This is a genomic window from Cryobacterium sp. Hz7 (assembly GCF_004402815.1).
Lineage (GTDB): Bacteria > Actinomycetota > Actinomycetes > Actinomycetales > Microbacteriaceae > Cryobacterium > Cryobacterium sandaracinum.
Map to the genome: position 1 here is coordinate 34,088 of NZ_SOFB01000049.1, position 22,556 is coordinate 56,643.

Consider the following 22,556-nt stretch of genomic DNA (forward strand, 5'->3'; position numbering starts at 1 on the left):
GTGCTGAGTGGTGTGCGGCTAGTTGGTGACCGCCACGAACGCCCGGGAGAACGACCACTGCGGGTTGCTCACCCCGGAGCACATGTACGCAGCGATCCCGCCGGTGCACGGCTGGTCCCGGGTCATTTCCCACCAGCCGAGGTAGTTCAGCGCGTTCGCCTTGGCGTACTTGCCGACCTTGGTCGTGTCGGTGAGCGAGCAGACCTCTCCCGTGTCGTTCAGCCCGATCATCGGCGTGATGCCGATCATGGACAGGCGCTGGGCGTCGGTCAGGCCGGTGTAGCGTCTCGTCCCGAACGAATTCGACGGATAGAGCAGGGGAGCCGAGATTCTGCCCAAATTGCCCCAAAACAGCCCGAAAACCGGATTTTTCCTCAAAATCTCCGTCGAATTGGTTCGGCCCTCCGGGCGTAAACCAACCGCGCGAGACAACCGCGCGAGACAACCAATGGCGGAGGACTCAGTGCACCTTGAGCGACAGCAGCTGCGGTCCGCCCGGTGAGCCCACTCTGAGGCCGGCCCACGACACGAGGGTCCAACCGTCTTCGGGAGAGCCGGACAACTCGACCATCCCCGTGTTCTCGAGGTCGGTCGTGCCCGCGAACAGGGGCGACACATTGCTGGCGCGGGCCGCGGTCCACACGCGGATCGCCGCGCCGTGGCTGAACACCGCCGCCGTGTCGGCACCGGCGGCGGCAGAAGCGATATCGGCGTCGAACCGGGAGAAGAAGCTGTTCCCGTCCAGGCCTTCGGGCATCCTGGCCGCGAGGTCCCCGGTGACCCAGGTCAGCACGGTTTCAAAATAGGTGCGAATGGATGCTCGGTCGCTAAGTCCCTCGAGCGCGCCCGCTTCGATCTCGTGCAGCCCGGTGGCCACCTGAACGTCGAGCTGCAACGCGGTCGCCAGCGGCTCGGCCGTGAGCCGGGTGCGTACGAGCGTCGACGCGAAGATGGCGTCGATTGACTCGAGGCGCAGGGCATCCGGAATCACTGAGGCCTGCCGGAACCCGAGCTCGGTCAGGCCGGGGCCAGGGTGAGCGGTGTCGAGCTGGCCGAGCACATTCGCGGGCGTCTGGCCGTGACGGATCAGAAAGAGTCGCATTGTGACACCAACATAGGCATCGGGCCTGGCGAGAGCCCGCAGGGTGAGGTCGTTGCCGCCGAGGGTGACAGCATGGGAGGAATAAACAGTGCATCCACGAGAGGGAGAAACCCCATGACGATCATCAAAATCAACGCCATCACGGTGCCCGGCGACAACGGCGACGAGCTGGCCCTCCGGTTTGCCGCCCGAGCCGGTGCGGTCGACGACCGACCGGGTTTCGAGGGTTTCGAACTACTCAAGCCGACGGATGGTCGCAGCACCTGGCTGGTCGTCACCCGCTGGGCCGACGAGGAGTCCTTCCAGGCTTGGCTGACCTCGCCGTCTTTCGCGCAGGGTCACCGCGGCGACGCCCCGACGGAGGGCGAAGCACCGGCCCGGCCCATGGGCATCAGCAGTGAGCTGTGGTCCTACGAGATCGCCGGCGGCTCGTCGGCCTGACGCAGTCGCGTCCCCTGCGGTGCCCGAGGCCACGGCGCGTTACACGGAGCTGCGCGGCGGGCGGCCCGGTCGAGCTGGGCCGATGAGCGAACCCCGTGCACACGACGCCCTGCACACCGACGCCGTGCGACCGATGCGGGCCCAGGCTCTGCTGGATGCGTTGAACGTCCGGGTCGTCATCGCCGACGGCGCCATGGGCACCATGCTGTAGGACGGGCCTACGTCGAGGAGGACCGTGCCGAATTGTTCGACGGCACGGTGCGCCACGCGCGGGATGCCTTCGAGGGGTTGGCGGTGATGGAGCCGCTGGTCGCCGTCGCGCGGGGCGCCGACCCGGAATCCGTGGGTCTGCCGCCGCTCAAAAAGCGCATCCACAAGCGCAGTCTGCTCACCGTCACGGAGCCGGACGCCATGCCAGCCCGCTCCGATGTGGTCGCCGACAACCCCGTGCCCGTTCCGCCGTTCTGGGGCACCCGCATCGTCAAGGGGATCGCGCTGGCCGAGTACTCCACGTTCCTCGACGAGCGGGCCACGTTCATGGGGAAGTGGGGTCTGAAGCCCAGCCGCGGCGGCGACGGCAAGAGCTACCAGCATCTGGTGGACACCGAGGGCCGACCCCGGCTGCGCTACTGGCTCGACCGCATCCTCGCCGAGGGCATACTCGACGCCTCCGTCGCCTACGGCTACTTCCCGGCACCAAGCGAGGGCAACGACCTCGTCGTGCTGCACCACGGCGACGACCCGTCGGGCGTGCTGGGGGTCGCCGGCCTGCCCGCCCCCGACGGCGGCTCCGGCGGCACCGTGGATTCCGAACGCCTGCGATTCGTTTTCCCCCGGCAGCGGCGCGACCGGCACCTGTGCCTGGCGGACTTCGTTCGCCCACGCGAATCCGGCCAGACGGATGTCGTCGCCCTCCAACTGGTCACGGCCGGAGCGAACGTCGACACGGTCACGGCAAAGCTCTTCGCCGAGAACAAATACCGCGACTACATGGAGCTCAACGGGCTGACCATGCAGCTCACCGAGGCGCTGGCCGAATACTGGCACTCCCGGGTGCGGGAGGAGCTCGGCCTGGGTGCCGAAGACCCGGTCGAACTGGCCGGCATGTTCAAGCTCGAGTACCGCGGCACCCGGTTCTCGCTGGGCTACCCGGCCTGTCCCGAGATGGAGGACCGCCACACGGTCGTCGAACTACTCAGGCCTAAGCGGATGGGTGTGGTGCTGTCGGAGGAGCTGCAGCTGCACCCGGAGCAGTCGACGGATGCGTTCGTGTTCCACCACCCGGAAGGGAAGTACTTCTCGGTGTAGCCGGTGTAGCCGGTGTAGCCGGTTCGGCCTGGGGTGGTCGGGCGGCCCTGCCTGGCCGGCCCAGCTTCGCTCGGCGGAGAGCGGCCAGTGCGGCCGGGCCTACCAGCACGATCCCGACCGTGGTGGTGATGGCGCGCACGGTGTCCCAGGTGAGGGTCGACGTCACGAGCGTGTACAGGGCGAAGGAGGCGAGGTTCTCGCCGAGCGTGGCGTCGGCCGCATAGGAGATGTCGGTGCCCGAGCCCACCGCGAACGGCCAGAACCAGAGGTTCATCACCAGTCCGAAGAGGTAGGACGCCACGATGCCGTAGGCCACGAGCATCGCGATCTCGAGGCGGGCCGCGCCGATATGTGCGGAACGGATGCGCGGCAGCAGCGCCGCCCCGGCTCCCACCCAGCCGCAGGCGAACATCTGGAACGGGGTCCACGGGCCGAACCCACCCCACAGGGCCGAGGACACCGCGATGGTGAGCAGGCCGAGCAGGAACCCGAAGCGGGCCCCGTAGGCGCGACCGGCCAGGATCAGCAGGATGAACACGGCCTCGACGCCGCCGACGCCGGTGCCCGCGATGCGCACGGCGGCGCCGACCGCGGAGAGCACCCCCAGCAGGGCCACGGTCTTGGCCGTGTACATCTCCCCGTCGAGGGTGAGAGCGAAGGCCACGATCAGGGCCGGCACGAGCGCGAAGGCCACGACCGGCGCGGCCGACTGGGCGTTCTCCGGCAGCGCCGAGGCGAAGAACGGCCAGGCGAAGCCGGCGGCCGCGAGGATACTGCCGCCGCCGAGCACCCAGGCGGTCCAGCCCGTCCAGCCGGTGCGCCTCATGACCGCACCGGTTCCGGTTCGGTGAGCAGGCCGGCGGCCATGATGACCGTCTTCGTCGCCAGGGACCGGGCGAAGTCGCGGTCGTGGGTGGCGAACAGGACCGCCGACGTGTCACTCGAGGCGCGCACTAGCGCGGCGGCGACGATCGCCCGGGCCTGTGGATCGAGGCCGCGCGTCGGTTCGTCCACCAGCAGCACCCGCGGCTCGGCGGCCAGCTGGATGGCCATCACGAGGCAGAGGCGTTCGCCGGCCGAGAGGTCCCGCGGATGCCGCCGCATCAGGTGCGCCGCCTCCGCCATGGTGCCAAGCCCGAGTAGGTTCGCGAACCGGAGCGCGGTTCCGATCCCGGTTCCCTTCCCGGCCGGGGGCTTCAGCCGGCGGTCGGCCCGGCGGCACTCCTCGGCCACCGTGACGGCGAAGAGCAGATCGTCGAAATTCTCCGGCACCAGGGCCACAGCCGTGCGGCGGTATCGGGGGCGCAGCTGCGCCACGTCCCGCCCGGCCACGAGCACGCTGCCTCGCGTCGCCGAAAGGGCGATCGCGCGCAGCAGGCTGCTCTTGCCCGCGCCGTTCCGACCCTCGAGCGCCACCAGGTCGCCCGCGTAGAGGTCCAGCGACACATCGTCGACCGCCCGCTCGCTCCCGTGCAGAACCGTGAGGTGACGGATACTCGCGAGCGGCCCCGCAGGCCCGGTGGCGGGGGTGGTCAGGGTGCTCTGACCCTGCTGTGCCGCCTGCTCCGCCGCCTGCTCCGCCGCGACCAGCGCACTCGGCCGCTCGCCCGGGCCGAGCGCATGCACGCGCGCACCGCGGAGCTCGAGCCAGGCATCCGCCGAATTCGACCACTCCCGGGTGTTGTGCTCGGCGACCACGACGCAGACCTGGGTCTCGTGGGCCAGGCGGTCGAGCACCTGCACCACGCGCTCCCGCGCCGGGGTGTCGAGATCGGCCAGAGGTTCGTCCACGAGCAGCAGGATCGGCTGGTTGACCAGGGCGGCGCCGATGGCGACGAGACTGGCCTCGCCCGCCGAGAGCTCCGAGGTGCCGCGGTCGAGCAGATGCTCGATCCCCAGCCGCTCGGCCACGTCGCGCACCCGCTGCTCCACGAGGACCGGTGCGATGCCGCGCACCGCGAGGGCGAAGCCGATCTCGTCCGGCACGGTTTCGGCCACGAAGGAGAGCCGCACGTTCTGGGTGACAAGTCCGACGAAGCCGGCCGTTTCGCGCGGGGGAGTGGCGGCGCGGTCGGCGCCGCCCACCTCGATCGAACCGTGCTGGGTGCCTTCGGCGAAGTGCTGGAAGAGACCGCTCATGCTGTGCAGCAGGCTGGTCTTTCCCGATCCGGTCGAACCGGCGATCACGGTCAGCGTGCCGGGAGCGAGGTCGAGGGTGAGTCCCTCGAGGTGCCAGCGCTCACCCTCGAAGCCGAGTGCGGCATCCGTCATCACGACCGGCTTCTCACACTCGCCGGCTGCCGCCCGCGTGGCGGCGAACCCGCGGGACTCCATGGACGCAGCCAGGCCGAGCGCCCGTTCCACGGTCTGCTCGAAGACCGGCACCAGCAGGGCCGGTGCCGACCGTTCGCCGCGCAACGCACTGGCCGTGCGCACCCGGCGCACCGCGTCGATCAGTGCCGGGAACGTCGCCCAGGCGATCACGAGCGACCGCGACAGGGCGCGCAGCGGGCCCCGGTTAGCGCCCCGGGCGAAGAAGCGGCGCACGTCGACGAGCGCGTTGAGCACTCCGAACCCGAGGATCACCAGAGCGAAGGGCAGCGCGCTCAGGGCGGCATTGCCGAGGCCTCCGGTCGTGACGGGCCCGAACAACGCGATGTGGTTGAACGGCCCATCGAGCGGCAGGCGCGGGAGGTCGAGCAGCAACAGGCCGCCGCCGGATGCCCCGCTGAAGGCCACCCGGTAGAGCACCCGGATGCCCACGAACGCTCCGGCAAGCAGCGCCGCCGAGCGCAGGGGGGAAAACCGGAAGCGCAGCATTAGCTTCCGGGGGTGGGCGTCTCGGTGCCGGTCGTGAAGATGAGGCCGACGGACTGGCCCGGTTCCAGCTCGAGGCTGCCGAGGCCCTCCTGGGCGTACTCCCACTCCGCGTCGGCGGTGGGCTTGACCCAGAGCGCCCAGTAAGCGGCAGCGGCGGGCATGGACGCGCAGGTTTCGGTGAACGGGGTTTCGCCGGCCACCTTGATGGTTTCGTCGGCGGCCGGGCGGCCGCCCACGCGGCAGACCACCTGGTCGCCCCACTCCACGGTGCCCTCGGTTTCCACACCGGCGGTCGCCAGAACCGTGCTGGCCGTGATCGTCCCGGCGGTGGCGGTGGCGGTGTCGACGCAGTCCGTGATCTCGGGGGCGTCGAGCGCGCCGAAGTCGACGACGACGCTCACGCCGGCACAGGCCCCGTCGGCCGGAGCGGCGGTGGCGGAGGCGGCGGCGGGGGTGGTGTCGGTCTCGGGCGCGCCGGTGGTGCATCCGCTCAAGGCCAGCGCCCCCACCAGGGTCAGGGTGGCCAGTGCTGTCAGCTTCATGTGCTCCAGAATACCCAGCGGCGGGTGAAGTCTGGTTCCTGTCACGCGCTGAGACGGGGGCACCGAGTGTTCACCGGGCCGACACCGGCTGGAGACCGGGAGACCTCCGGGCGTCAGCATGAGGCTCATAGATTCGATGGCGTTGTACCTACCCCCTATGAAGGAGTCGCGCCTTGCGCAAAAAGATCGCTGTCTTTGCCCTCACCGCCACCGCCACTGCCACCGCAGTCGTCGGCATCGCCCCTGCCGCGCTCGCCGCGACCGGCCCGTTCGATTTCGTGCCTCTCGCCGGTTCCGCCTACGGCATGGGCAGCACCGACTGGACCCAGCCGTACCTGCTACCGGAGGGCTTCACCCAGACCCTCGTGCACGACGAAACCGTGCTCGACGTCTACCCCGGCGTCGACGACCTGCATGACATGAACACCCAGAACGAGACCGGTGCTCAGGCCGGCCGCTTCCTCTACAACACTTACGAGGTCGGCTCGAACGGCGCCGTCTCTGTGACCGACCTGAAGACCGGTGCGGTCAGCGTCATCGCGCAGCGCGCGGACTGGAACCGTCTCGATGGCATCCGCTGGACCCCCTGGGGCAGCCTCCTCGTCACGGAAGAGACCACCGGCGGCAAGGTCTTCGAACTGTTCTTCGCGAAGAACGACCCGACCACGGTCGAGCGTATCGAGGAGCGCACCGAGCTCGGAGCGCAACGTCACGAGGGCATCGACGTCACGGCCGACGGCTCCGTCATCGTCATCGACGAACTCAACGGCGGCTCAATCTTCAAGTTCGTGCCGACCGTTCGCGGCGACCTCTCCCAGGGCCGGCTGCACGCCCTCAAGATCACCGGGCTGACGGATGCCGCGCAAAAGTGGAACCAGGCCACCTTCACCGAGAAGGTCGGTGCCTTCGAATGGGTGGCCCTCGACCAGGCGCAGGTGCGCGTCGACGCGGATGCCGCGGCCAACGCGGTGAGCGCCACCGAATTCGGTCGCCCGGAAGACGTCGAGATCATCGGCCAGACCCTTTACGTGGCCAACACTTCCGAGGAGCGTGTGGTCGCGATCGACCTGTCGAAGCTCACCGTCAGCAGCTTCGTCGAGGCCGGCGTGAACGTGCCGGTCGAGGACAAGGCCGCCGGGGTCAGCGGGTTCAACAACCCGGACAACCTTGCAGAGGGCCCCGACGGCGCCCTCTGGATCACGGAAGACAACAGCTTCAGCGACATCTTCCGGGCCGAAAAGGACCGAGACCACGACGGAGCGTCCGACAGCGTCGAGCTCTTCGCCTCGCTGACGGATGAAGGCGCCGAGACCACCGGGATCTACTTCGGCAAGAACCCGAAGGAGCTGTTCGCTACGGTGCAGCACCCCGACAAGGACCTCGCCGACGGCATCTGGAAGATCACGCGCGACTAGCCTCACCCCGGAGGCAGGCTACTGCAGCGCCGAGGTCAGCCGCGCGAGGCCGTCGAGCACGGTCTTGCTGTGGGGCTCGTTGTTCCAGTCCGACAGCGTCAGCTCCCGGCTCACCTCCCGGTAGCCTGCCTCCACCTCCCGCATCCGGTCAACGAACGTGCGCCCACGCCCCATCAGGGAGGTCTCGAAGTGCCGCGTCGTCAAGAAGCCGGCATGAATGTAGCGCGGGTGAGGCGCGGAGGTGCGGGCAGCCTCAGTTCTGCGACAACCCGCGGGTGCCCGGCAGTTCCTCGCTCGACACCGAGCTGAGCAACAGGCTGGTCTCGCTGTTGAGCACGCCCTCGATCGAGCGCACCTGCCCGAGCAGCCGGTCGAAGTCGGCCAGGGTGTCGGTGCGCAGCTCGGCGACGAGGTCCCAACCGCCGTTGGTCGAGTGCAGAGCCTTCACCTCCGGAAAGCCGCGAAGGGCGTGGATCACCTTCGTGATCGCGCGCCCCTCCACTTCGATCAGGGTGATGGCCCGAATCGAGTTCGGGTCGCGGTCCTCCCTGATCCGCACGCCGAAACCCACGACGGTTCCCGAATCGGTCAGCCTCTTGAGCCTGCTGTTGACCGTGGACCGGGTGACACCGAGGTCGCGGGCGAGGCTGGCCACGGGCTCGCGGCCATTCACGCGGAGGACGGAGAGCAGGCGGCGGTCGAGGTCATCGAGGGGATACATTGCACATAGTGTATGTATATAGAGCGCACAATGCATAGTCATCTGGACAGAATGCGGCAATAATCGAATGGCGGCTGCACATCGCCCATGCATATGGTTGTAGACCTGAACGAGGGGAGACGCACGTGGTGCGCTTTGTAGACGTAGGAAACATCAACCGCTGGGCCGCCGCGACGGGTGTGGAACGCATCCTCACGGACATGGTCGAGTACCTCGAACGGGACTTCCGCCGCTGGCCTACCTTCGACAAGGCGCCGCGCGTGGCCAGCCACTCACCACTCGGCGTGATCGAACTCATGCCCACGAGCGACGGCGTCACCTACGGCTTCAAGTACGTCAACGGTCATCCGTCGAACCCGTCGCGGGGCCTGCAGACCGTCACCGCGTTCGGCGTCCTCGCCGACGTGCAGAGCGGCTACCCCACCTTCTGGTCCGAGATGACCGTGCTCACGGCCTTCCGCACCGCCGCGACCTCGGCCATGGTCGCGCGCGCGCTCGCCCGCCCCGACGCCCACACCATGGCCATGATCGGCACGGGCACCCAGTCGGAGTTCCAGGCGCTCGCCTTCCGTGGGCTCCTCGGCATCAACCGGCTCCGCGTCTGGGACACCGATCCCGATGCCATCGCCAAATTCGTGCGCAACCTGGCTCCGCTCGGTTTCGAGATCATGGTCGCCACCGGGGCGACGGATGCCGTGACCGGCGCCGACATCATCACGACCTGCACCGCGGACAAGGCGAATGCCACCGTACTCACCGACGCCATGGTCGGCCCCGGCGTGCACATCAACGCCATCGGCGGCGACTGCCCGGGCAAGACGGAGCTCGACGCGGGCATCCTGCACCGCGCCGACGTCTTCGTGGAATTCACCGCGCAGACCCGTATCGAGGGCGAAATCCAGCAGATGCACCCCGAATTCCCGGTCACCGAGATCTGGCAGGTGCTCCTCGGCGAGGCCGCCGGCCGCACCTCGGCAGAGCAGATCACGGTCTTCGACTCCGTGGGCTTCGCCATCGAGGACTTCTCGGCGCTCCGCTTCCTGCAGGATGCCGTCGACCAGACCTCGTTCTACACCGATATCGACCTCGTCGCCGACCCCGATGACCCGAAAGACCTCTTCGGTCTGGTCACCGCGGGCGCGCCCGTCCTCGTCTGACCCCGGTGTCCGTGCAGGCCCCATCGGCCGTGGTGCTCATCCGGCCACATTTCTTCTCGCCGAACCCCGAGACGGCCCATGACAACGCTTTCCAGTCACGGGACGCCGGGCACGACGCCGCCCTGGTGGCCGAGGCCGCCTACGCCGAGGTGACCCAGGTAGCAGGCGCCCTGGAGGCGCAGGGCATCGCGGTGCACCTGTTCGATGACGACGGGCCGGGCCGCCCCGACAGCGTGTTCCCCAACAACTGGATCTCGACCCACGCCGGGGGTCACGTGGCGCTCTATCCGATGCACGCGCCGAACCGGCGCACCGAGCGCCGGGGTGACATCGTCGAGATGCTCAAGCAGCGCTACCGCGTGCAGGATGTCGTCGACTACTCCGGTCTCGAACTCGACGACGTCTTCCTCGAGGGAACCGGCGCCATGGTTCTCGACCATGCGGCGCGCATCGCCTATGTGGCCCGGTCGCGGCGGGCCGACCCGATCGCGCTCGAACGGTTCTGCACCAACTTCGGCTACGAGCCCATCGTCTTCGACGCGTCTGACGAGAACGGCACGCCGATCTACCACACCAACGTCATGATGTGCATCGCCACGGACTTCGCCCTGGTCGGTCTCGACCTGATCGAGTCGCCGGCCCGGCGCAGCCACGTCGTGGAGCGCCTGGCGGCGCAGGATCGGCAGGTGCTCGCCCTCGACCGCGATCAGATCCGCAACTACGCCGGCAACGCGATCGAACTGCACGGCCGGAACGGACGAATGCTGGCGCTCTCCCGCCGCGCCCTCGGCAGTCTGACTGCCGAGCAGCGCCGGATCATCGAGCAGAGCTGCACGATCCTGCCGCTTGACGTGCCCACGATCGAACTCGCCGGCGGCTCAGTGCGGTGCATGCTCGCCGGGATCCACCTCGACCGTCGTGCTGCGTTCACCAGTCAGGCGGCCGCGGCCGCCTGAGGGCTCAGGCGTTCGACGCTAGAGGCATTCGTCCGGATGGATGCTCCTGGTTGAAGCCCGGCGGTTGCGTCCGCGAAACCAATCCGTGGGGTGTGGCTTCGGGAGGATCTTCGCGACCGCGACCACGAGTGCGGCGAACATGACCGTTTTGATGGCGACGAACGCCGCAAGGATGGCGAATTCGTCCGATTGGAACACCGTTGACGGAAGGAGGATTCCGACCGGAACCAGGGCGTGGAGAGCATCAACCATGATGGATCAGGCCACCCTTTGCAGTTCGTCGTTGGCTGCGGATTGGATGACATGGCCTCACTGTGCCTGCCGGCCCAGGGTGATGTCGATGATCCCCTTGACAAAGACGAGGTCTAGGAACACATCGAAGATCAGCTCGGGGAAAAGCGTGAGCGCCAGCAGGCGTGCCCGTAGACCGCCCGCCCAGACCGACACGACACGTTCGGCGATGAAAACGAGACCGAGGCCAGCCCGAACGGAAACCAGACCCACGAATCGATCGCCAGAAGCGTCACAAGCATGAGCAGCAGGAACGCGCTGAGCGCGATGAAGCTGTAGCCCAGGCCCAACTGCTGGGCCCAGTACCGGAAGGTGAAGGGTGAGACGCCGTATGCCCCGATGTTCTCCAACGCGCCCCGTTGCCAGCGCAGGCGTTGTACCCACAGAGTGCGAACGGTTGGCATTACCTCGGTGACCACCGTGCACTTTGAGGGAGAGATGATGAGCGCTCCCAGCGACTTCAGGGCAATGGTGAGTTCGTTGTCTTCCGTGAGCGCGGCGGTGTCATAGACATCCCCGCTGGCATCGGGAATCGTGTCGCCGCGACTTTCAGCCACCGTACGCAAGGCGACGGGCCGGAAGAGCGAAGCGGTGCCCGTGAGCACGAAGACGTGGCCCCGGCGACGGCGACTGTCACGGGAGTACCGAATGTACTCGTTGCGCTGGAACTGACCGAGAAGCCCGGAACCTTCCTCTCCGTAGAACAACTCACCGACCGCCATCAGCGCACGATCGCTGGTGAAGCGACCAACGGCGGCTTCCAGAAAGCCGTCGTCGAGACGTGTGTCGGCATCCAGGACCATGATGAGGTCGTTGTCGCCCTGGCCCGGTAGGAGCACCTTCAGGATTTGATTGAGCGCCCCGGCTTTCTTGAATGTGTTCCGGCGAGATTCGAAGTTCTCCACCCCCAGCGATCGGGCAATGTCGACGGTCCCGTCGGTGCAGTTATCCGCCACGACCACGACGCGTTCCGGGCGGTGCGACTGGGCGAGCAGCGATGACAGTGTCGCGAAGATCGATGCCTCTTCGTTGTGCGCGGGCACCAGAACGGTCACGGTCACGGCGCCGGCGAAGACTCCGCGCGTTCTTGCCATCGCGATTCCCGCCGAGAGGGGAGTGGTGCGCTGGTTCAAAGACCGACGGGCCTTGCTCGACGTTCCTCGTTCGAGCATCGCAATTCCTGCGGCGACGACAAACCAGAGGAGGGCCGCTGCACCTCCAGCCACAAGCCCGATGACGACGCCGACGCCGCGATCGAAAGTCTTTGCCCCGATGAGCGCAGATCAGCAGAGTAGGGGGACCTCGACCCTCCCGCTGCTGCTCCCGCTCCGGAAGAACTCGATCGCCGCCTCCCGGAACGCGCGTGACGTCGGGGCGTTGAAGTGATTGCGCCCGGGGATCTCGAAGAATCCTCCGCTCGGCGTGGCCGCGGCAAGTACCTTGGAGGCCTCGAGGATGCTGTCTTTGGTCCCGGTGGCGAAGAGCACGGGCTGAGTCGGCGCGTTGTCGGCGCCGGGTTGGGGGCCGCCGCGCATTCCCTCGACGAGGGCCACGAGGGCTTTGAGGTCGTTGCCGGGCAGCGCGCGGGCCATGGTCAGGTAGGCCCCGGTAAGGCGGTCGGCGACCTCGGTGCCGTGCTCGATATGAGCGCGGGCATCCGTGACCTTGAAGCGTCTGAGGGGGTCGCCGTCGGGTATGCCGCCGAGCACGGCCCGCGAGATGCGTCCCTCCAGTTTGCGGGCGGCCTGCCAGCCCACGCGGGCGCCGAGGGAGTATCCCGCGTAGGCGACCTCGTCGAGCAGGTAGGCGTCGAGTACCTGCAACACGTCGTCGACCAACGCCTCCATCGTGTAGTCGGCGGGGGAGCGGGGCTTGTCGCTCAGGCCGTGCCCGCGCTGGTCGATCGCGATCAGGTGGAAGCCGGCGCGGATGAGATCGCGCGTCCAGCCGGTGACGTGCCAATTGGCGACGGCGCTGGAGGCGAAGCCGTGCACGGCGAGCACGGTGGGGGCGCTCGAATCTCCGAATTCGTAGGTGGCCAGGTTGACTCCATCGGCCGAATAGACGAAGCGGTGCGGTGGGGCGGTGCGTTGTGACATCACGGACCATTGCATCACGACCATCCGGATTTCGGCCCACCAGGTCGACTTTTGGGCAATCCCGCCACCCTGCTTTGCCAGTGCTTTGCCAGCTAAAAATGAGGATATGTCCAGAAATCCCGGGCAGTCTTGGAGGTTCGCCCGGCCGGGTCCCCGACCGAGGAACGTCGAAAAAGAAGCGTGAGCGCAGCCGCGTGCGCGATTTGCCCAGTGAAAGTTATGCCAAACTCAGACTCGTCTTCCCCTTTGTCCGTCCTTTTCCCCAGTTCAAACCCTGAATCAGACGCCACTCCGGTCCGTGCGGCAGCCGCGATCGGCACCGACGTCGGACTCACCCGCCATCAGGAAACGCGTCGCCGGCGTGGACGAAGCCGCCTACTCGTGGCCGGCGCCGTCATCGCCGTTGGCGCCATCGTGGGCAGTGGATTCTCCGCCCAGTCTGCGTCGCAGGCTGCCGCGGACGAGCAAAAGAAACGCATCATTGCCACCGCAGCTCTGGCAGCCGCCACCGGCCCTCATCCCGAGCAGGCAGGCAGTCTCGACGGAGTCGTCCCGGCCCACGCCTCCGCGAGCGCCCGCACCGCCCTTGCCGGTGCCACCGGCGTGATCGCGGCGGCCCAGGGCAAGACGGATGTCTCGGCCCTCTCGAGCACCGTCGCCTCGCTCAGCGAGTACACGCTTCTGGCTCCCGAACGAGTTTTCGATCTTGTGGAGCAGGTCACTGCCGAAGCCGAGGTCGTGAAGGCCTCGACCGCCGAGGCCGATCGCATCGCTGCGGAGCAGGCCGCGGCTGCTGGTCAGGCTGCCGCAGCTGCTCAGGCTGCCGCAGCTGCTCAGGCTGCCGCGGATGCCCAGGCGCAGGCCGCGGCCCAGGCGGCGGCACCGAAGCCGGCAGCACCCAAGCCGGTCGCGCCCGCCCCGGCACCGCCCCGCCCCGCCGCCCCCACGAACCCCAGCGGAGCCCAGGCGATCGCCCGGGACATGATGGCGTCCAAGTACGGCTGGGGCGCCGACCAGCTCGGATGCCTGGTCAGTCTCTGGAACAAGGAGTCCGGCTGGAACGTCAATGCCTACAACGCCTCGAGCGGCGCCACCGGCATCCCGCAGGCCCTGCCCGGCAGCAAGATGGCCTCGGCCGGCGCCGACTGGGCGACCAACCCGGCCACCCAGATCTCCTGGGGTCTGAACTACATCGCGGAGCGCTACGGCGACCCCTGTGGAGCGTGGTACAAGTCGGTGGCCTCGGGCTGGTACTGATGGTCAACATCTTCGAAAAGTAATGTAGATTTTCTGCGTATTACTAGAACTGAGATTCCATCAGTGCTAAAATCAGGGTATGGAAAACCTGGCCGATCTCAGCGACATCGAGGACTTCGACATCGAAGAGCTTGACGACGGTGGCGCGCTCGGCGTCGTGACGGCCGACACGTCCGGTGATGCGGCTTCCCTCGATCGCAGAATGAGTGTCCTGGCCGAGCTGGTCTCCGCGGCCGCGGCCGCCGACCGACTGCTCGCCGCGGCGTCGGCGGCGCGGGCCGAGGCGGTCGACGAGGTGCGGGCCTGGTGCCTGTCCAATGAGCTTGCCGTCGAACGTGCTCGCGCCCGCCGGACGGCTCGGGCCGAGGCCGTCGAACAGGGGCTCACGCCGCCTGCCGACAGCGCGGCCGACAGCGCGGTTGACAGCGGTTCGGTTTCGGCCGGCGTGGCCGGTTCCCGGTGGAACGCCCTTGAGATCGCCTACCGCACCGCGATCTCCGAACTCGCCTGTGCGTTGCACATCTCCCAGGCTTCGGCCTCCAATCTGATGGCGCAGAGCGAGGCGCTCACCGGCACGTTCACCGCCAGCCGCAATGCCCTCGCGGCCGGCCAGATCAGTTACGCGCACGTGCGGGTCCTGATCGAGCACGCCAATATTCTTCCGACGGCGGCCCGCGCCGCCTTCGAGGCCGAGACGCTGCCCCAGGCGAAACGGCTCACCGTGCCCCAGTTCGACCGCACGGCCCGCCGCCTGCGGGAGAAGTCGCATCCGGAGTCGATTACCGTGCGCCGCAGCAAGAGCCAGGCCGACCGCACCCTCATGTTCGAGCCGGCCGCAGACGGCATGGGGTGGCTGCACAGCTACCAGCAGCTGCCGGTTGCCCAGGCGATTTTCCACCGAGTCAACGACATGGCGGCCAGTCTGCAGGGCCCCGACGAGCACCGCACCCTGGCCCAGCTCCGAGCGGATGCCTTCGCGGCACTGGTGGTCGACGGCGTCACCCCCGCGGGGCTCGGCCGGGGCATCCGCGCCACCGTGAACGTGACGGTGCCGGTGCTCACCCTCCTCGGCCGCAGCGACGAGCCGGGTCACCTTGAGGGGTGCGGGCCGATCGACCCCGAGACGGCCCGGGAACTGGCGGCCGGAGCGCCGAGCTTTACTCGCATCCTGGTCCATCCCGAGACCGGCGTGATGCTGTCGGTCGGCCGAGATCAGTACCGGGTGCCGAAGGACCTCCGGCGGCTCCTTGTGATTCGAGACGAAACCTGTCGATTCGCCGGCTGCAACCGACCGGCGGCCCGCGCCGAGATGGACCACAGCCACGAATGGCAAGAAGACGGCATCACTCGGTACGACAACCTCGCCAGCCTCTGCGCGCCCGACCACCGGTTGAAGACCCAAACCAACTGGACGGTGACCCAGTCGCCGGGCGGCGAGCTCCACTGGACTGCGCCCAGCGGTCTCCACTACAGGTCCGATCCGGCAATACCCTTCGAGCCTCCGGGCGCCGTCGACGACCCACCGCCCTTCTAGGGCCGGCGTCCAGGGTCACAATGTCTGCTGAAGCTCCCTCTCGTGCTCGCGGGAGCCCAGACCGACAAGGGCGGCTGGGCATTGGCTGGCTACGAGGAGGACAAGAAGCTGGCCGGGATCGTAACGGCCGCAGTGTTCGTGACATCCGCGATCTCCTCCGGGGTCGCGAACACGTGCAAGCCGAGGCAGGTCAGGGCGTAGCCTCAAGCCATGAAGCGTGCGCTCGCAAGTGCCCTGGTGTCGGCCCAGTTCCTGCTGCTCCTGGCCCTGGCCCTCCTGCCCCACGGCACACTGTGGCCGGTGCACCTCGCCGTTGTCTTTGGCGCGATCGTGCTTGCTGTCGCCGGCGCGGTCTTCGCCGTGCTCGGCATGCTCGGCCTCGGACCGGCCCTCACCGCGAGCCCGATTCCGCGGGAACACGCGCCTCTGGTCACCACTGGTGTCTACGGTCTTGTGCGCAGCCCCATCTACACCGGTCTGATGATCTGCGGCCTTGGGCTCGTGCTGCTCGGCGCATCGGTCTGGCATCTCGTAGCCTGGCTCGCCCTCGTTCTGCTGCTGGCGGGCAAGGCACGCTGGGAAGAGCGGATGCTCGTGGCCGAGCACCCGGACTACGCCGCTTACGGCGCCCGCGCCGGCCGCTTCCTCCCCGGGATGGGCCGGCTGAAGCCGTGACGTGGTGAACCAATTCGACGGAGATTTTGGAGCACAAGTGCTTTTCGGCCGGGTTTTGGGACATTTCGGCCAAGGTCTCCGTCGTATTCGTTCAGAACGCGGAGAGGAACACGACGGCTGGAACACGACGGCTGGAACACGACGGCTGAAACACGACGGCTGGAACACGACGGCTGAAACACGACGGCTAGACGAAGACCAGAACCAGCCGCACGACGACAGCCAGAATCGCGACTCCCGACAGGGCCAGCGACGCGAGCACCAGCCCTCGCCCTCGGGCGCCGGCCGGGATCACACTGAAAGCCCGCAATGAAAGGGAAAGCCCGATCAGGGCAACGAACAGCGCGGGAAACGGCAGCAGCACCGCGAGGACGACGCTGACGACCGACACCCAGAAACCCGGCACCCGGCCGGGCGTCTTCGACCAGTCCAGGTGGGGCGCACCGAGATTGAGCAGGTTGTTGCCCTCCATATTCGCGCGCGGGTCGGTCACGTGTCGCTCCTTCAGCTTGTCCTGACAGTCTCACACGCGCCACGAGCGCCTGCCCGCGTGTCGGCCCGCACGCGAGGACCGTTACCCTTGAGGAGGCCCGGGAAGGAACTTCTATATGAGCGAGCTTGCGGGTGAACTGGCGCGGGTGCGCGAAGCCTTCGACAAACCCACCCTGCGCCTGCTGGACCGCAAGTGGGCGCCGTTCGTGCTCTTCGTGTTCAAGTCCTCCTTTAGCCGCGACCGGCGCAGCGTGCGGGCCGATCTGCTGCACATTCAGGTCGACGCCTACCTTGCCGACCTGCGCTCGGTCGGCAGCGATGTGCCGGGCAAGACCGGTCGGGCCCTCTGCGTGCAGTGGATGAACGACCAGTGGCTCTACCGCGAAACGGGGGAGGGCGACGAAGAACACTACTCGCTCACCTCGCACGCACTCGAGGCGCTGCTCCTGGTCGAGAGTCTGTCCCGCGATCGGGCTTTGATCAGCGAATCCCGTCTCACCACGATCGTCGACACGGTGCGTCACCGCGCCACGCAGGCCAACCCTGATCGGGAGGAGCGCATCCGTCGCCTCGACCGGGCGATCGCCGAGAACGCCGCCGAGCGCGACCGCCTCGCAGCCGGCGGCGAGATCGCGCCCGTCTCGAACGAGCAGATGCGTGAGGGCTACGCCGACCTGGTCGACCTGATCGGCCAGCTGCCCAGCGATTTCAAACGCGTCGAGGAATCCGTCGCCGCCATGCACCGGCAGATTGTCAACGATTTCCGCGGTGAGGAACGCCCGATCAGCGAGGTACTCGACGAGTACCTCGCCAAAACGGATGCCCTGATGACCTCGACCCCGGAAGGTCGCGCCTTCGAGGGGGCCTTCACCCTGCTGCGCAACGACGACCTGCTGCGGGAGCTGGGGGACGACCTGGAGACGATCCTGCTGCATCCGTTCGCCCTCGAACTCAGCGCCACCGACCGCCGCAGCTTCATGGGCACCGTGCGCCTGATCCGCAAGGGCATCGACGACGTGCTCACCCAGCGCAACGGGCTGACGACCACCCTGCGCGAGCACATCGTCAACCACGACGTGGTCAAGGACCGCGAACTCGAACGCCTGCTGCGCGAGATCAACAAGGAACTCGCGACCTGGATGCAGACCGCCGGGCCCCGCTCCACGGTCACCGCCGAACTCATGCCGGGAACCCTCGACGCCCCGCACCTCCGCGAACGCTTCTACGACCCGGGCGCCCACCGCGCGCCGCCCGAGCTGCAGGATGTCTCCGACGACGCCCCGCCGCCACCGAGTCTCGACGAGATGCGCACGCAGGGCGGCCCGCTGCTGGGGGAGCTGCGCGACGCGATCGTGACGGCCTTCAACCACGGCGACGCCGCATCCGTCGGTGACGCCTTCAACGATCTCGACGTCACCCTGCGCCGCCCGGTCGAGATTCTGGGGATGCTTCAGATCGCCACCCAGATCGATGCGGTCAGCCGGTCCCAGACGCTCGAACGATTCGAAACCGTGCGACCCGACGGCTCCACCCGCAGCTTCGAGGTGCCCCGAATCATGCTCAGCGACGACGAAACTGCGGCGCTGTCCGCCCTGAACTACGGATCCGACAATGACTGACGAGCCCACCGCCGAGCACCCCGACATCGATATGCCCAGCTTTTCCCTCTTCGAGGGCGACGAGGGCGGACTCACCGTGGAGCAGCGTCGCACCCTGGTGCTGCTGCTGAAGCACCGCTACATCTCCGCCGCGCTGCAGCCGGCCGAATGGCAGACGCTGCTGCGCTCCCAGAGCCTGCTCAAATCGCGCCTGAACGACATGTTCCTCGATCTGCATGTCGACCTGCACTACGAGGTGGCATTCAAACGGCAGGCGGTCGCCGAGGGCGGAGACCGGTTCCCGACCCTGCTGCACGACGTGTCCTACACGCGGGAGGAGACCATTCTGCTCGTGCTGCTGCGGCAGCGGTTCCGCAGCGAGCGTGCCAACGGCCACGACATCGTTATCGTGGACCGCGACAACCTGGTGGAGAACGTCGGCCATTTCCGGCCCGAACACGCCACCGACCGGTGGGGCGACGCCCGAAAGGCCACGGCCGCCGTCGACAGCCTCGCGAAGGCGCGGGTGCTGCTGAAGACCAGCGACCCTGACCGATTCCGCATCTCCGCCGTGATCGAGGTGCTGCTGCCGGTGGAACGGCTGAGCGAACTGCTGGAGTGGCTGGTCACCCAGAACGCTGATCCCGGCCCGGAAGCCACCGATCTTGACGATCTGCCTCTCCTGTCCGAAGCCCTGCCGGAGGCCCTGTCATGAACGATTCCCCGCTCTTCTATGTTGACGGCCTCACCGAAGGCACCACGCAGTGGCGCGCCGAGTCGTTCCAGATGGTGAACTGGGGCGGCTTTCAGGGCCACCACGAGGTTGCGTTCGCGCCCAGCGCCACCCTGGTGTCCGGCGCGTCCGGAACCGGCAAGAGCAGCCTGCTCGACGCCTACCTCGCCCTGATGATGCCGTCGGACACCCCCTTTAACGGCGCCTCCAACGACGCCGGCTCCGGGCGGGCGCGCAGCGCCGACCAGCGCAGCCTGATGACCTACCTCAAGGGCAAGACCGACGCCAACCGGGAGGCCGGCACGGGGGAGCTGCAGGACCAGGTGCTCCGCGGTGCCCACGAGTCCACCTGGGGTGCCGTGTCGATGACCTTCATCGACGACAACCAGCGCCGTTTCACAGTGTTACGGGCCTACTTCGTGCCCCGTGGCGCCACCCGGTTCGCCGACATCACCATGAAGATGGCCACGATCGACGGATACCTCGACCTGCGCGACCTGGCCGACGTGACCGAGTCCCGGTTCGACAAGCGCGCCCTCAAATCCCGGTTCCCCGAACTGGATGTCTTCGACACCTATGCGGCGTTCGCCCAGACCCTGTACACCCGCCTGGGCATCGGCGCCAACGGCGAGGGCGGCAAGGCACTCAGGCTGCTCGCACGCATCCAGGCCGGCCAGCAGGTCAAGACGGTCGACGGGCTCTACAAGTCGATGGTGCTTGAGGAACCGTCCACCTACGGGGCCGCCGACAAGGCCGTCGCCCACTTCGAAGACCTCGAACGGTCCTACGGCGCCATGGTCGCCGAGGCGCAGAAGGCCAAGGTGCTGGAACGCCTGCCCGTCCTGCACCGCGTCTACGAGACGGCGACCGATAAGGCCGACCTGATCGACACCTTCGGCGTGCACCGCTCCGGAGACACGCCGTTCGTGCTGTGGCAGCTCCGCACGGAGCAGAGCCTGCTCGAGGAAGCCGCCGACGTCAACCGGGTGCAGCGGCGCGACACCCAGCTTCGCTCCACGACGGCCCGGGATGCCGAGACCGCGTTGAAAGCGCGCGTCGCCGACCTGCAGCGCCAGCAGCGTGACAACGGCGGCGACGTGCTCGTCAGCCTGCAGAACGAGCTTGGCCAGCTCACCGACAAACGCGACGACGTGGCCGCCGAGCGCTCCAAGTTCGACGAGCGCATCCGGCCTCTCGGCCTCTCCATCGACTCCGGCGACGACTTCGATCGGGCCCGCGCCGCGGCCGACGGGTTCCTGTCCGGCTTTCCCACTGCCGAAATCGACCTCGAGAACAAGAGAAGCGCGCTGCAACGCACGGCCTATCCGGTCGAGGAGAACCTCCGCACCCTGGGGCAGGAGCACCAGTTCCTTTCCGGGCGGGCGAGTCTGGTTCCCCAGCACCTGCACAGCGCACGCCTGCTGATCGCCGAGGCGTCGGGCATCCCCGCCGAGGAGCTGCCCTTTGTCGCCGAACTGATCGATCTGGCCCCCGGCGAGGACGCCTGGCGCCAGGCGGCCGAGGTCACCTTGGCCTCCGTCGTGCGCGTACTGCTCGTCGACGAGACTCGTCTGCGCGCGCTCAGCCTGGCCATCGACCCGCTCCGCATCCCCGTGCGCATCCACTTCGACGGGGTGCCGCTGCGCTCGCACGAGCAGATCGACGGTGACCCGCGCTTCGTGTCGGGAAAGCTCGTCTTCAAGGACTCGCCCTTCAGTGGCTGGGTGCGGGACCGGGTACAGGCCGCGAACCTCGACGCGGAGTGCGTCGCCACGGCCGCCGACCTCGTCGGGGACGGCCCGAGGGTCACTCCGAGTGGGCAGACCCGCAACGGTTCCCGCGGCGCCCATGGCTGGAACAGCGACCAGAAGTCGATCATCGGCTTCTCCAGCCGCACCCGCCTGCACGACATCGACGAGGAGCTGGCCCGCCTGCGGCTTGAGGCCGACAGCCTGGCGCGTGAAGCCTTTGCGCACGGGGCGAGCCTCGCCGACCTCCGGGCCCGCAGGGCCGCACACCAGTTCGTCGTCGACGCGGCCTGGCCGGCCATCGACGTGCAAGCCGCGGATGTCCGCATCACTGACAAGCGGGCCGAGCGCGAGCGCGTGCTCGCCGACAGTGACGTGCTGCGCGCCCTGAAAGACGAGGAAGAGCGTCTGGCCGCCGAACTGGAAACAGCCCAGAAGCTGAAGCACGCCACGGAGCTTGCCCTGCAGGCCCTCGTCGCCGAGCAGGGCCGCTTCGTGGACCGGCAGGATGCGGTGAGCAGCCGCCTCGACCGCATCGACGGTGACCCGGAAGCCGCGCTGTCCCTGTCGGAGGAGCACGCCACCCACCTCGACGCCCAGTTCGCGGCTGTCGCCGACCAGCACGACCTCGACGCGTTCGACGGGGCCATCAGGCGGCTGCGCGAGCGCCTCACCGAGCAGTCCAGTCAGGACCGGGACAGCGCCGCGGGCGCCCGCAACATCCTGATCGGCATCTTCGAGACCTTTCAGAGCCGCTGGCCCGACCCGAACATCGGCGTCTCGCTCGATTCCTACCCGAGCTACCGGGACATCCTTGACGCCGTCTACACACTCGGCTTGCACGATCGGCGCCAGGAGTGGAAGCGCCGCCTCGCGCTCTGGAGCGGCCAGGACCTGGTTCCCCTGGTCGGGGCATTCACCTCCTCCATCGAGGAAATCGAAGATCGTCTCCGTCCCATCAACGAGATCCTCACCACACTGCCGTTCGGAGCCGGGCGCGACCGCCTCAAGATCGCGTTGCGTCGCCTCCACCGCGATGACGCCACCGCGTTTCGCACGGAACTCAAGGTGCTGTCCTCCGGATCCACGGATGCCTTCACCGACGAGCAGACCGAAAGCCGGTTCACCCGGTTGCAGGCGTTCATGAACCTGATCCGCAAGTCCGCCGACGGTCCGCGCCAGGAATCCCAGCGCGATCTGCTGCTCGACGTGCGCCGGCACGTGGAGATCACCGCCGTGCGCACCACCCCGGAGGGCGTGGAAGTCAGCACCTACTCGTCGCTCGGCGGCAAGAGCGGTGGCGAGTCCCAGGAACTGGTGGCGTTCGTCGTGGGAGCCGCCCTGCGGTTCCAGCTCGGCGACGAGAGTCGCACCCGCCCGCGTTTCGCGCCGGTCTTCCTCGATGAGGGCTTCGTGAAATCGGACTCCGAGTTCGCCGGCCGTGCCGTGTCGGCGTGGAAGGGGCTGGGCTTCCAGCTCATCATCGGTTCCCCGCTCGACAAGGTCACCGCGCTTGAGCCGCACATGGAGCTGGTGCTCTCGATGACCAAGAACAACAGCACCGGGTTCTCCTACATCACGCCGCTCTCGTCGTCGGTGCGCTCGCATTAAGCTCCGCGCAGGACCCTACCGCGACAGGGGGAGCCCTGATTTCGGCAGGCCTGCAC

22 protein-coding genes and 1 pseudogene are annotated in these 22,556 nt (G+C 67.9%); 12 read left to right on the top strand and 11 right to left on the bottom strand.

Translation table 11 applies throughout. The features are described 5' to 3' along the window. Positions 1–18: 18 nt before the first annotated feature. Complete coding sequence (locus E3N86_RS10455; RefSeq protein WP_134511914.1) at positions 19–339, bottom strand: hypothetical protein; 321 nt, start codon at positions 337–339, stop codon at positions 19–21. 121 nt (positions 340–460) lie between these two features. Next, positions 461–1,102 carry a histidine phosphatase family protein gene (locus E3N86_RS10460; RefSeq protein WP_134511915.1) on the bottom strand — a complete coding sequence of 214 codons (642 nt, stop codon included), beginning with the start codon at positions 1,100–1,102 and terminating at the stop codon, positions 461–463. Between the two features lie 114 nt (positions 1,103–1,216). On the opposite strand from E3N86_RS10460, the gene E3N86_RS10465 reads away from it, so the two are divergent. The 3 genes and pseudogenes from E3N86_RS10465 to E3N86_RS10470 form a co-directional block, all read left to right on the top strand. Next, positions 1,217–1,543 carry an antibiotic biosynthesis monooxygenase gene (locus E3N86_RS10465; protein ID WP_134374446.1) on the top strand — a complete coding sequence of 109 codons (327 nt, stop codon included), beginning with the start codon at positions 1,217–1,219 and terminating at the stop codon, positions 1,541–1,543. An 82-nt stretch (positions 1,544–1,625) separates the two neighbouring features. Then, on the top strand, positions 1,626–1,754 hold the full coding sequence (locus E3N86_RS17655; protein WP_255409034.1) for a hypothetical protein: 129 nt from the start codon (positions 1,626–1,628) through the stop codon (positions 1,752–1,754). After that, a pseudogene (locus E3N86_RS10470) lies at positions 1,739–2,851 on the top strand (vitamin B12 dependent-methionine synthase activation domain-containing protein); the annotation flags it as partial. The gene E3N86_RS17655 and the pseudogene E3N86_RS10470, both read left to right, overlap by 16 nt. Here the strand turns inward: E3N86_RS10470 and E3N86_RS17410 are convergent. The 3 genes from E3N86_RS17410 to E3N86_RS16875 are packed head-to-tail and all read right to left on the bottom strand — an operon-like array spanning position 2,745 to position 6,213. After that, positions 2,745–3,677, bottom strand: a complete 933-nt coding sequence (locus tag E3N86_RS17410) for an ECF transporter S component (RefSeq protein WP_241986035.1) — start codon at positions 3,675–3,677, stop codon at positions 2,745–2,747. The pseudogene E3N86_RS10470 and the gene E3N86_RS17410 overlap by 107 nt on opposite strands. After that, positions 3,674–5,671: an ATP-binding cassette domain-containing protein gene (locus E3N86_RS10475; RefSeq protein WP_241986037.1), complete on the bottom strand. Its 1,998-nt coding sequence runs from the start codon at positions 5,669–5,671 to the stop codon at positions 3,674–3,676. The genes E3N86_RS17410 and E3N86_RS10475 overlap by 4 nt, the downstream gene beginning before the upstream one ends. Next, the gene (locus E3N86_RS16875; protein WP_166784716.1) at positions 5,671–6,213 is read right to left on the bottom strand and encodes a hypothetical protein; all 543 of its coding nucleotides are present in this window, start codon (positions 6,211–6,213) and stop codon (positions 5,671–5,673) included. Before E3N86_RS16875 ends, E3N86_RS10475 begins: the two co-directional genes overlap by 1 nt. A gap of 173 nt (positions 6,214–6,386) precedes the next feature. Here E3N86_RS16875 and E3N86_RS10485 point away from each other — a divergent pair, with 173 nt between their 5' ends. Beyond that, positions 6,387–7,628 carry an alkaline phosphatase PhoX gene (locus E3N86_RS10485; RefSeq protein WP_233191436.1) on the top strand — a complete coding sequence of 414 codons (1,242 nt, stop codon included), beginning with the start codon at positions 6,387–6,389 and terminating at the stop codon, positions 7,626–7,628. Positions 7,629–7,646: 18 nt separating this feature from the next. Here E3N86_RS10485 and E3N86_RS10490 read toward each other — a convergent pair whose 3' ends face one another. Further along, complete coding sequence (locus E3N86_RS10490; RefSeq protein WP_134374442.1) at positions 7,647–7,832, bottom strand: hypothetical protein; 186 nt, start codon at positions 7,830–7,832, stop codon at positions 7,647–7,649. Between the two features lie 49 nt (positions 7,833–7,881). Then, positions 7,882–8,349, bottom strand: a complete 468-nt coding sequence (locus E3N86_RS10495) for an Lrp/AsnC family transcriptional regulator (protein WP_134342377.1) — start codon at positions 8,347–8,349, stop codon at positions 7,882–7,884. A 125-nt stretch (positions 8,350–8,474) separates the two neighbouring features. Here E3N86_RS10495 and E3N86_RS10500 point away from each other — a divergent pair, with 125 nt between their 5' ends. Together E3N86_RS10500 and ctlX are read left to right on the top strand one after the other, a co-directional pair. Beyond that, positions 8,475–9,506, top strand: a complete 1,032-nt coding sequence (locus E3N86_RS10500; protein WP_104171237.1) for an ornithine cyclodeaminase — start codon at positions 8,475–8,477, stop codon at positions 9,504–9,506. Between the two features lie 5 nt (positions 9,507–9,511). Further along, a complete protein-coding gene (gene ctlX, locus E3N86_RS10505) occupies positions 9,512–10,462 on the top strand; it encodes a citrulline utilization hydrolase CtlX (protein ID WP_198412906.1) in 951 nt (316 codons plus the stop codon). An 18-nt stretch (positions 10,463–10,480) separates the two neighbouring features. Here ctlX and E3N86_RS10510 read toward each other — a convergent pair whose 3' ends face one another. The 3 genes from E3N86_RS10510 to E3N86_RS10520 form a co-directional block, all read right to left on the bottom strand. After that, entirely contained in the window at positions 10,481–10,714 is a 234-nt protein-coding gene (locus E3N86_RS10510) for a hypothetical protein (RefSeq protein WP_198412907.1), read from the bottom strand. A 131-nt stretch (positions 10,715–10,845) separates the two neighbouring features. Further along, positions 10,846–11,847 (bottom strand): glycosyltransferase family 2 protein, encoded by a 1,002-nt coding sequence (locus E3N86_RS10515; protein WP_241986039.1) that lies wholly within the window; start codon positions 11,845–11,847, stop codon positions 10,846–10,848. Positions 11,848–12,036: 189 nt separating this feature from the next. Then, positions 12,037–12,852: an alpha/beta fold hydrolase gene (locus E3N86_RS10520; protein WP_241980825.1), complete on the bottom strand. Its 816-nt coding sequence runs from the start codon at positions 12,850–12,852 to the stop codon at positions 12,037–12,039. Between the two features lie 381 nt (positions 12,853–13,233). On the opposite strand from E3N86_RS10520, the gene E3N86_RS10525 reads away from it, so the two are divergent. The 3 genes from E3N86_RS10525 to E3N86_RS10535 all read left to right on the top strand — a co-directional run bounded on the left by E3N86_RS10525 (position 13,234) and on the right by E3N86_RS10535 (position 16,318). Continuing rightward, positions 13,234–14,109, top strand: coding sequence for a transglycosylase SLT domain-containing protein (locus E3N86_RS10525; RefSeq protein ID WP_241980823.1), 876 nt, complete (start codon positions 13,234–13,236; stop codon positions 14,107–14,109). Between the two features lie 79 nt (positions 14,110–14,188). Further along, positions 14,189–15,643 carry an HNH endonuclease signature motif containing protein gene (locus tag E3N86_RS10530; protein WP_134511918.1) on the top strand — a complete coding sequence of 485 codons (1,455 nt, stop codon included), beginning with the start codon at positions 14,189–14,191 and terminating at the stop codon, positions 15,641–15,643. A gap of 210 nt (positions 15,644–15,853) precedes the next feature. Next, entirely contained in the window at positions 15,854–16,318 is a 465-nt protein-coding gene (locus E3N86_RS10535) for an isoprenylcysteine carboxylmethyltransferase family protein (RefSeq protein WP_134374436.1), read from the top strand. Between the two features lie 187 nt (positions 16,319–16,505). On the opposite strand, the gene E3N86_RS10540 is transcribed toward E3N86_RS10535, so the two are convergent. Beyond that, entirely contained in the window at positions 16,506–16,811 is a 306-nt protein-coding gene (locus tag E3N86_RS10540) for a hypothetical protein (protein WP_104101449.1), read from the bottom strand. A 115-nt stretch (positions 16,812–16,926) separates the two neighbouring features. Here E3N86_RS10540 and E3N86_RS10545 point away from each other — a divergent pair, with 115 nt between their 5' ends. The 3 genes from E3N86_RS10545 to E3N86_RS10555 are packed head-to-tail and all read left to right on the top strand — an operon-like array spanning position 16,927 to position 22,500. Continuing rightward, a complete protein-coding gene (locus E3N86_RS10545; protein ID WP_104101447.1) occupies positions 16,927–18,429 on the top strand; it encodes a DUF3375 domain-containing protein in 1,503 nt (500 codons plus the stop codon). Beyond that, positions 18,422–19,123 carry a DUF4194 domain-containing protein gene (locus tag E3N86_RS10550; protein ID WP_134511919.1) on the top strand — a complete coding sequence of 234 codons (702 nt, stop codon included), beginning with the start codon at positions 18,422–18,424 and terminating at the stop codon, positions 19,121–19,123. The genes E3N86_RS10545 and E3N86_RS10550 overlap by 8 nt, the downstream gene beginning before the upstream one ends. Next, positions 19,120–22,500: an ATP-binding protein gene (locus tag E3N86_RS10555; protein WP_134511920.1), complete on the top strand. Its 3,381-nt coding sequence runs from the start codon at positions 19,120–19,122 to the stop codon at positions 22,498–22,500. The genes E3N86_RS10550 and E3N86_RS10555 overlap by 4 nt, the downstream gene beginning before the upstream one ends. Positions 22,501–22,556: the final 56 nt, after the last annotated feature.

Excerpts from the sequence above, each read along its gene's own strand:
- E3N86_RS10460 (WP_134511915.1), bottom strand. The coding sequence starts at position 1,102 with ATGCGACTCTTTCTGATCCGTCACGGCCAGACGCCCGCGAATGTGCTC.
- E3N86_RS10465 (WP_134374446.1), top strand. The coding sequence starts at position 1,217 with ATGACGATCATCAAAATCAACGCCATCACGGTGCCCGGCGACAACGGC.
- E3N86_RS17655 (WP_255409034.1), top strand. The coding sequence starts at position 1,626 with ATGAGCGAACCCCGTGCACACGACGCCCTGCACACCGACGCCGTGCGA.
- E3N86_RS17410 (WP_241986035.1), bottom strand. The coding sequence starts at position 3,677 with ATGAGGCGCACCGGCTGGACGGGCTGGACCGCCTGGGTGCTCGGCGGC.
- E3N86_RS10475 (WP_241986037.1), bottom strand. The coding sequence starts at position 5,671 with ATGCTGCGCTTCCGGTTTTCCCCCCTGCGCTCGGCGGCGCTGCTTGCC.
- E3N86_RS16875 (WP_166784716.1), bottom strand. The coding sequence starts at position 6,213 with ATGAAGCTGACAGCACTGGCCACCCTGACCCTGGTGGGGGCGCTGGCC.
- E3N86_RS10495 (WP_134342377.1), bottom strand. The coding sequence starts at position 8,349 with ATGTATCCCCTCGATGACCTCGACCGCCGCCTGCTCTCCGTCCTCCGC.
- E3N86_RS10510 (WP_198412907.1), bottom strand. The coding sequence starts at position 10,714 with ATGGTTGATGCTCTCCACGCCCTGGTTCCGGTCGGAATCCTCCTTCCG.
- E3N86_RS10515 (WP_241986039.1), bottom strand. The coding sequence starts at position 11,847 with ATGGCAAGAACGCGCGGAGTCTTCGCCGGCGCCGTGACCGTGACCGTT.
- E3N86_RS10520 (WP_241980825.1), bottom strand. The coding sequence starts at position 12,852 with ATGTCACAACGCACCGCCCCACCGCACCGCTTCGTCTATTCGGCCGAT.
- E3N86_RS10530 (WP_134511918.1), top strand. The coding sequence starts at position 14,189 with ATGGAAAACCTGGCCGATCTCAGCGACATCGAGGACTTCGACATCGAA.
- E3N86_RS10535 (WP_134374436.1), top strand. The coding sequence starts at position 15,854 with ATGAAGCGTGCGCTCGCAAGTGCCCTGGTGTCGGCCCAGTTCCTGCTG.
- E3N86_RS10545 (WP_104101447.1), top strand. The coding sequence starts at position 16,927 with ATGAGCGAGCTTGCGGGTGAACTGGCGCGGGTGCGCGAAGCCTTCGAC.
- E3N86_RS10550 (WP_134511919.1), top strand. The coding sequence starts at position 18,422 with ATGACTGACGAGCCCACCGCCGAGCACCCCGACATCGATATGCCCAGC.
- E3N86_RS10555 (WP_134511920.1), top strand. The coding sequence starts at position 19,120 with ATGAACGATTCCCCGCTCTTCTATGTTGACGGCCTCACCGAAGGCACC.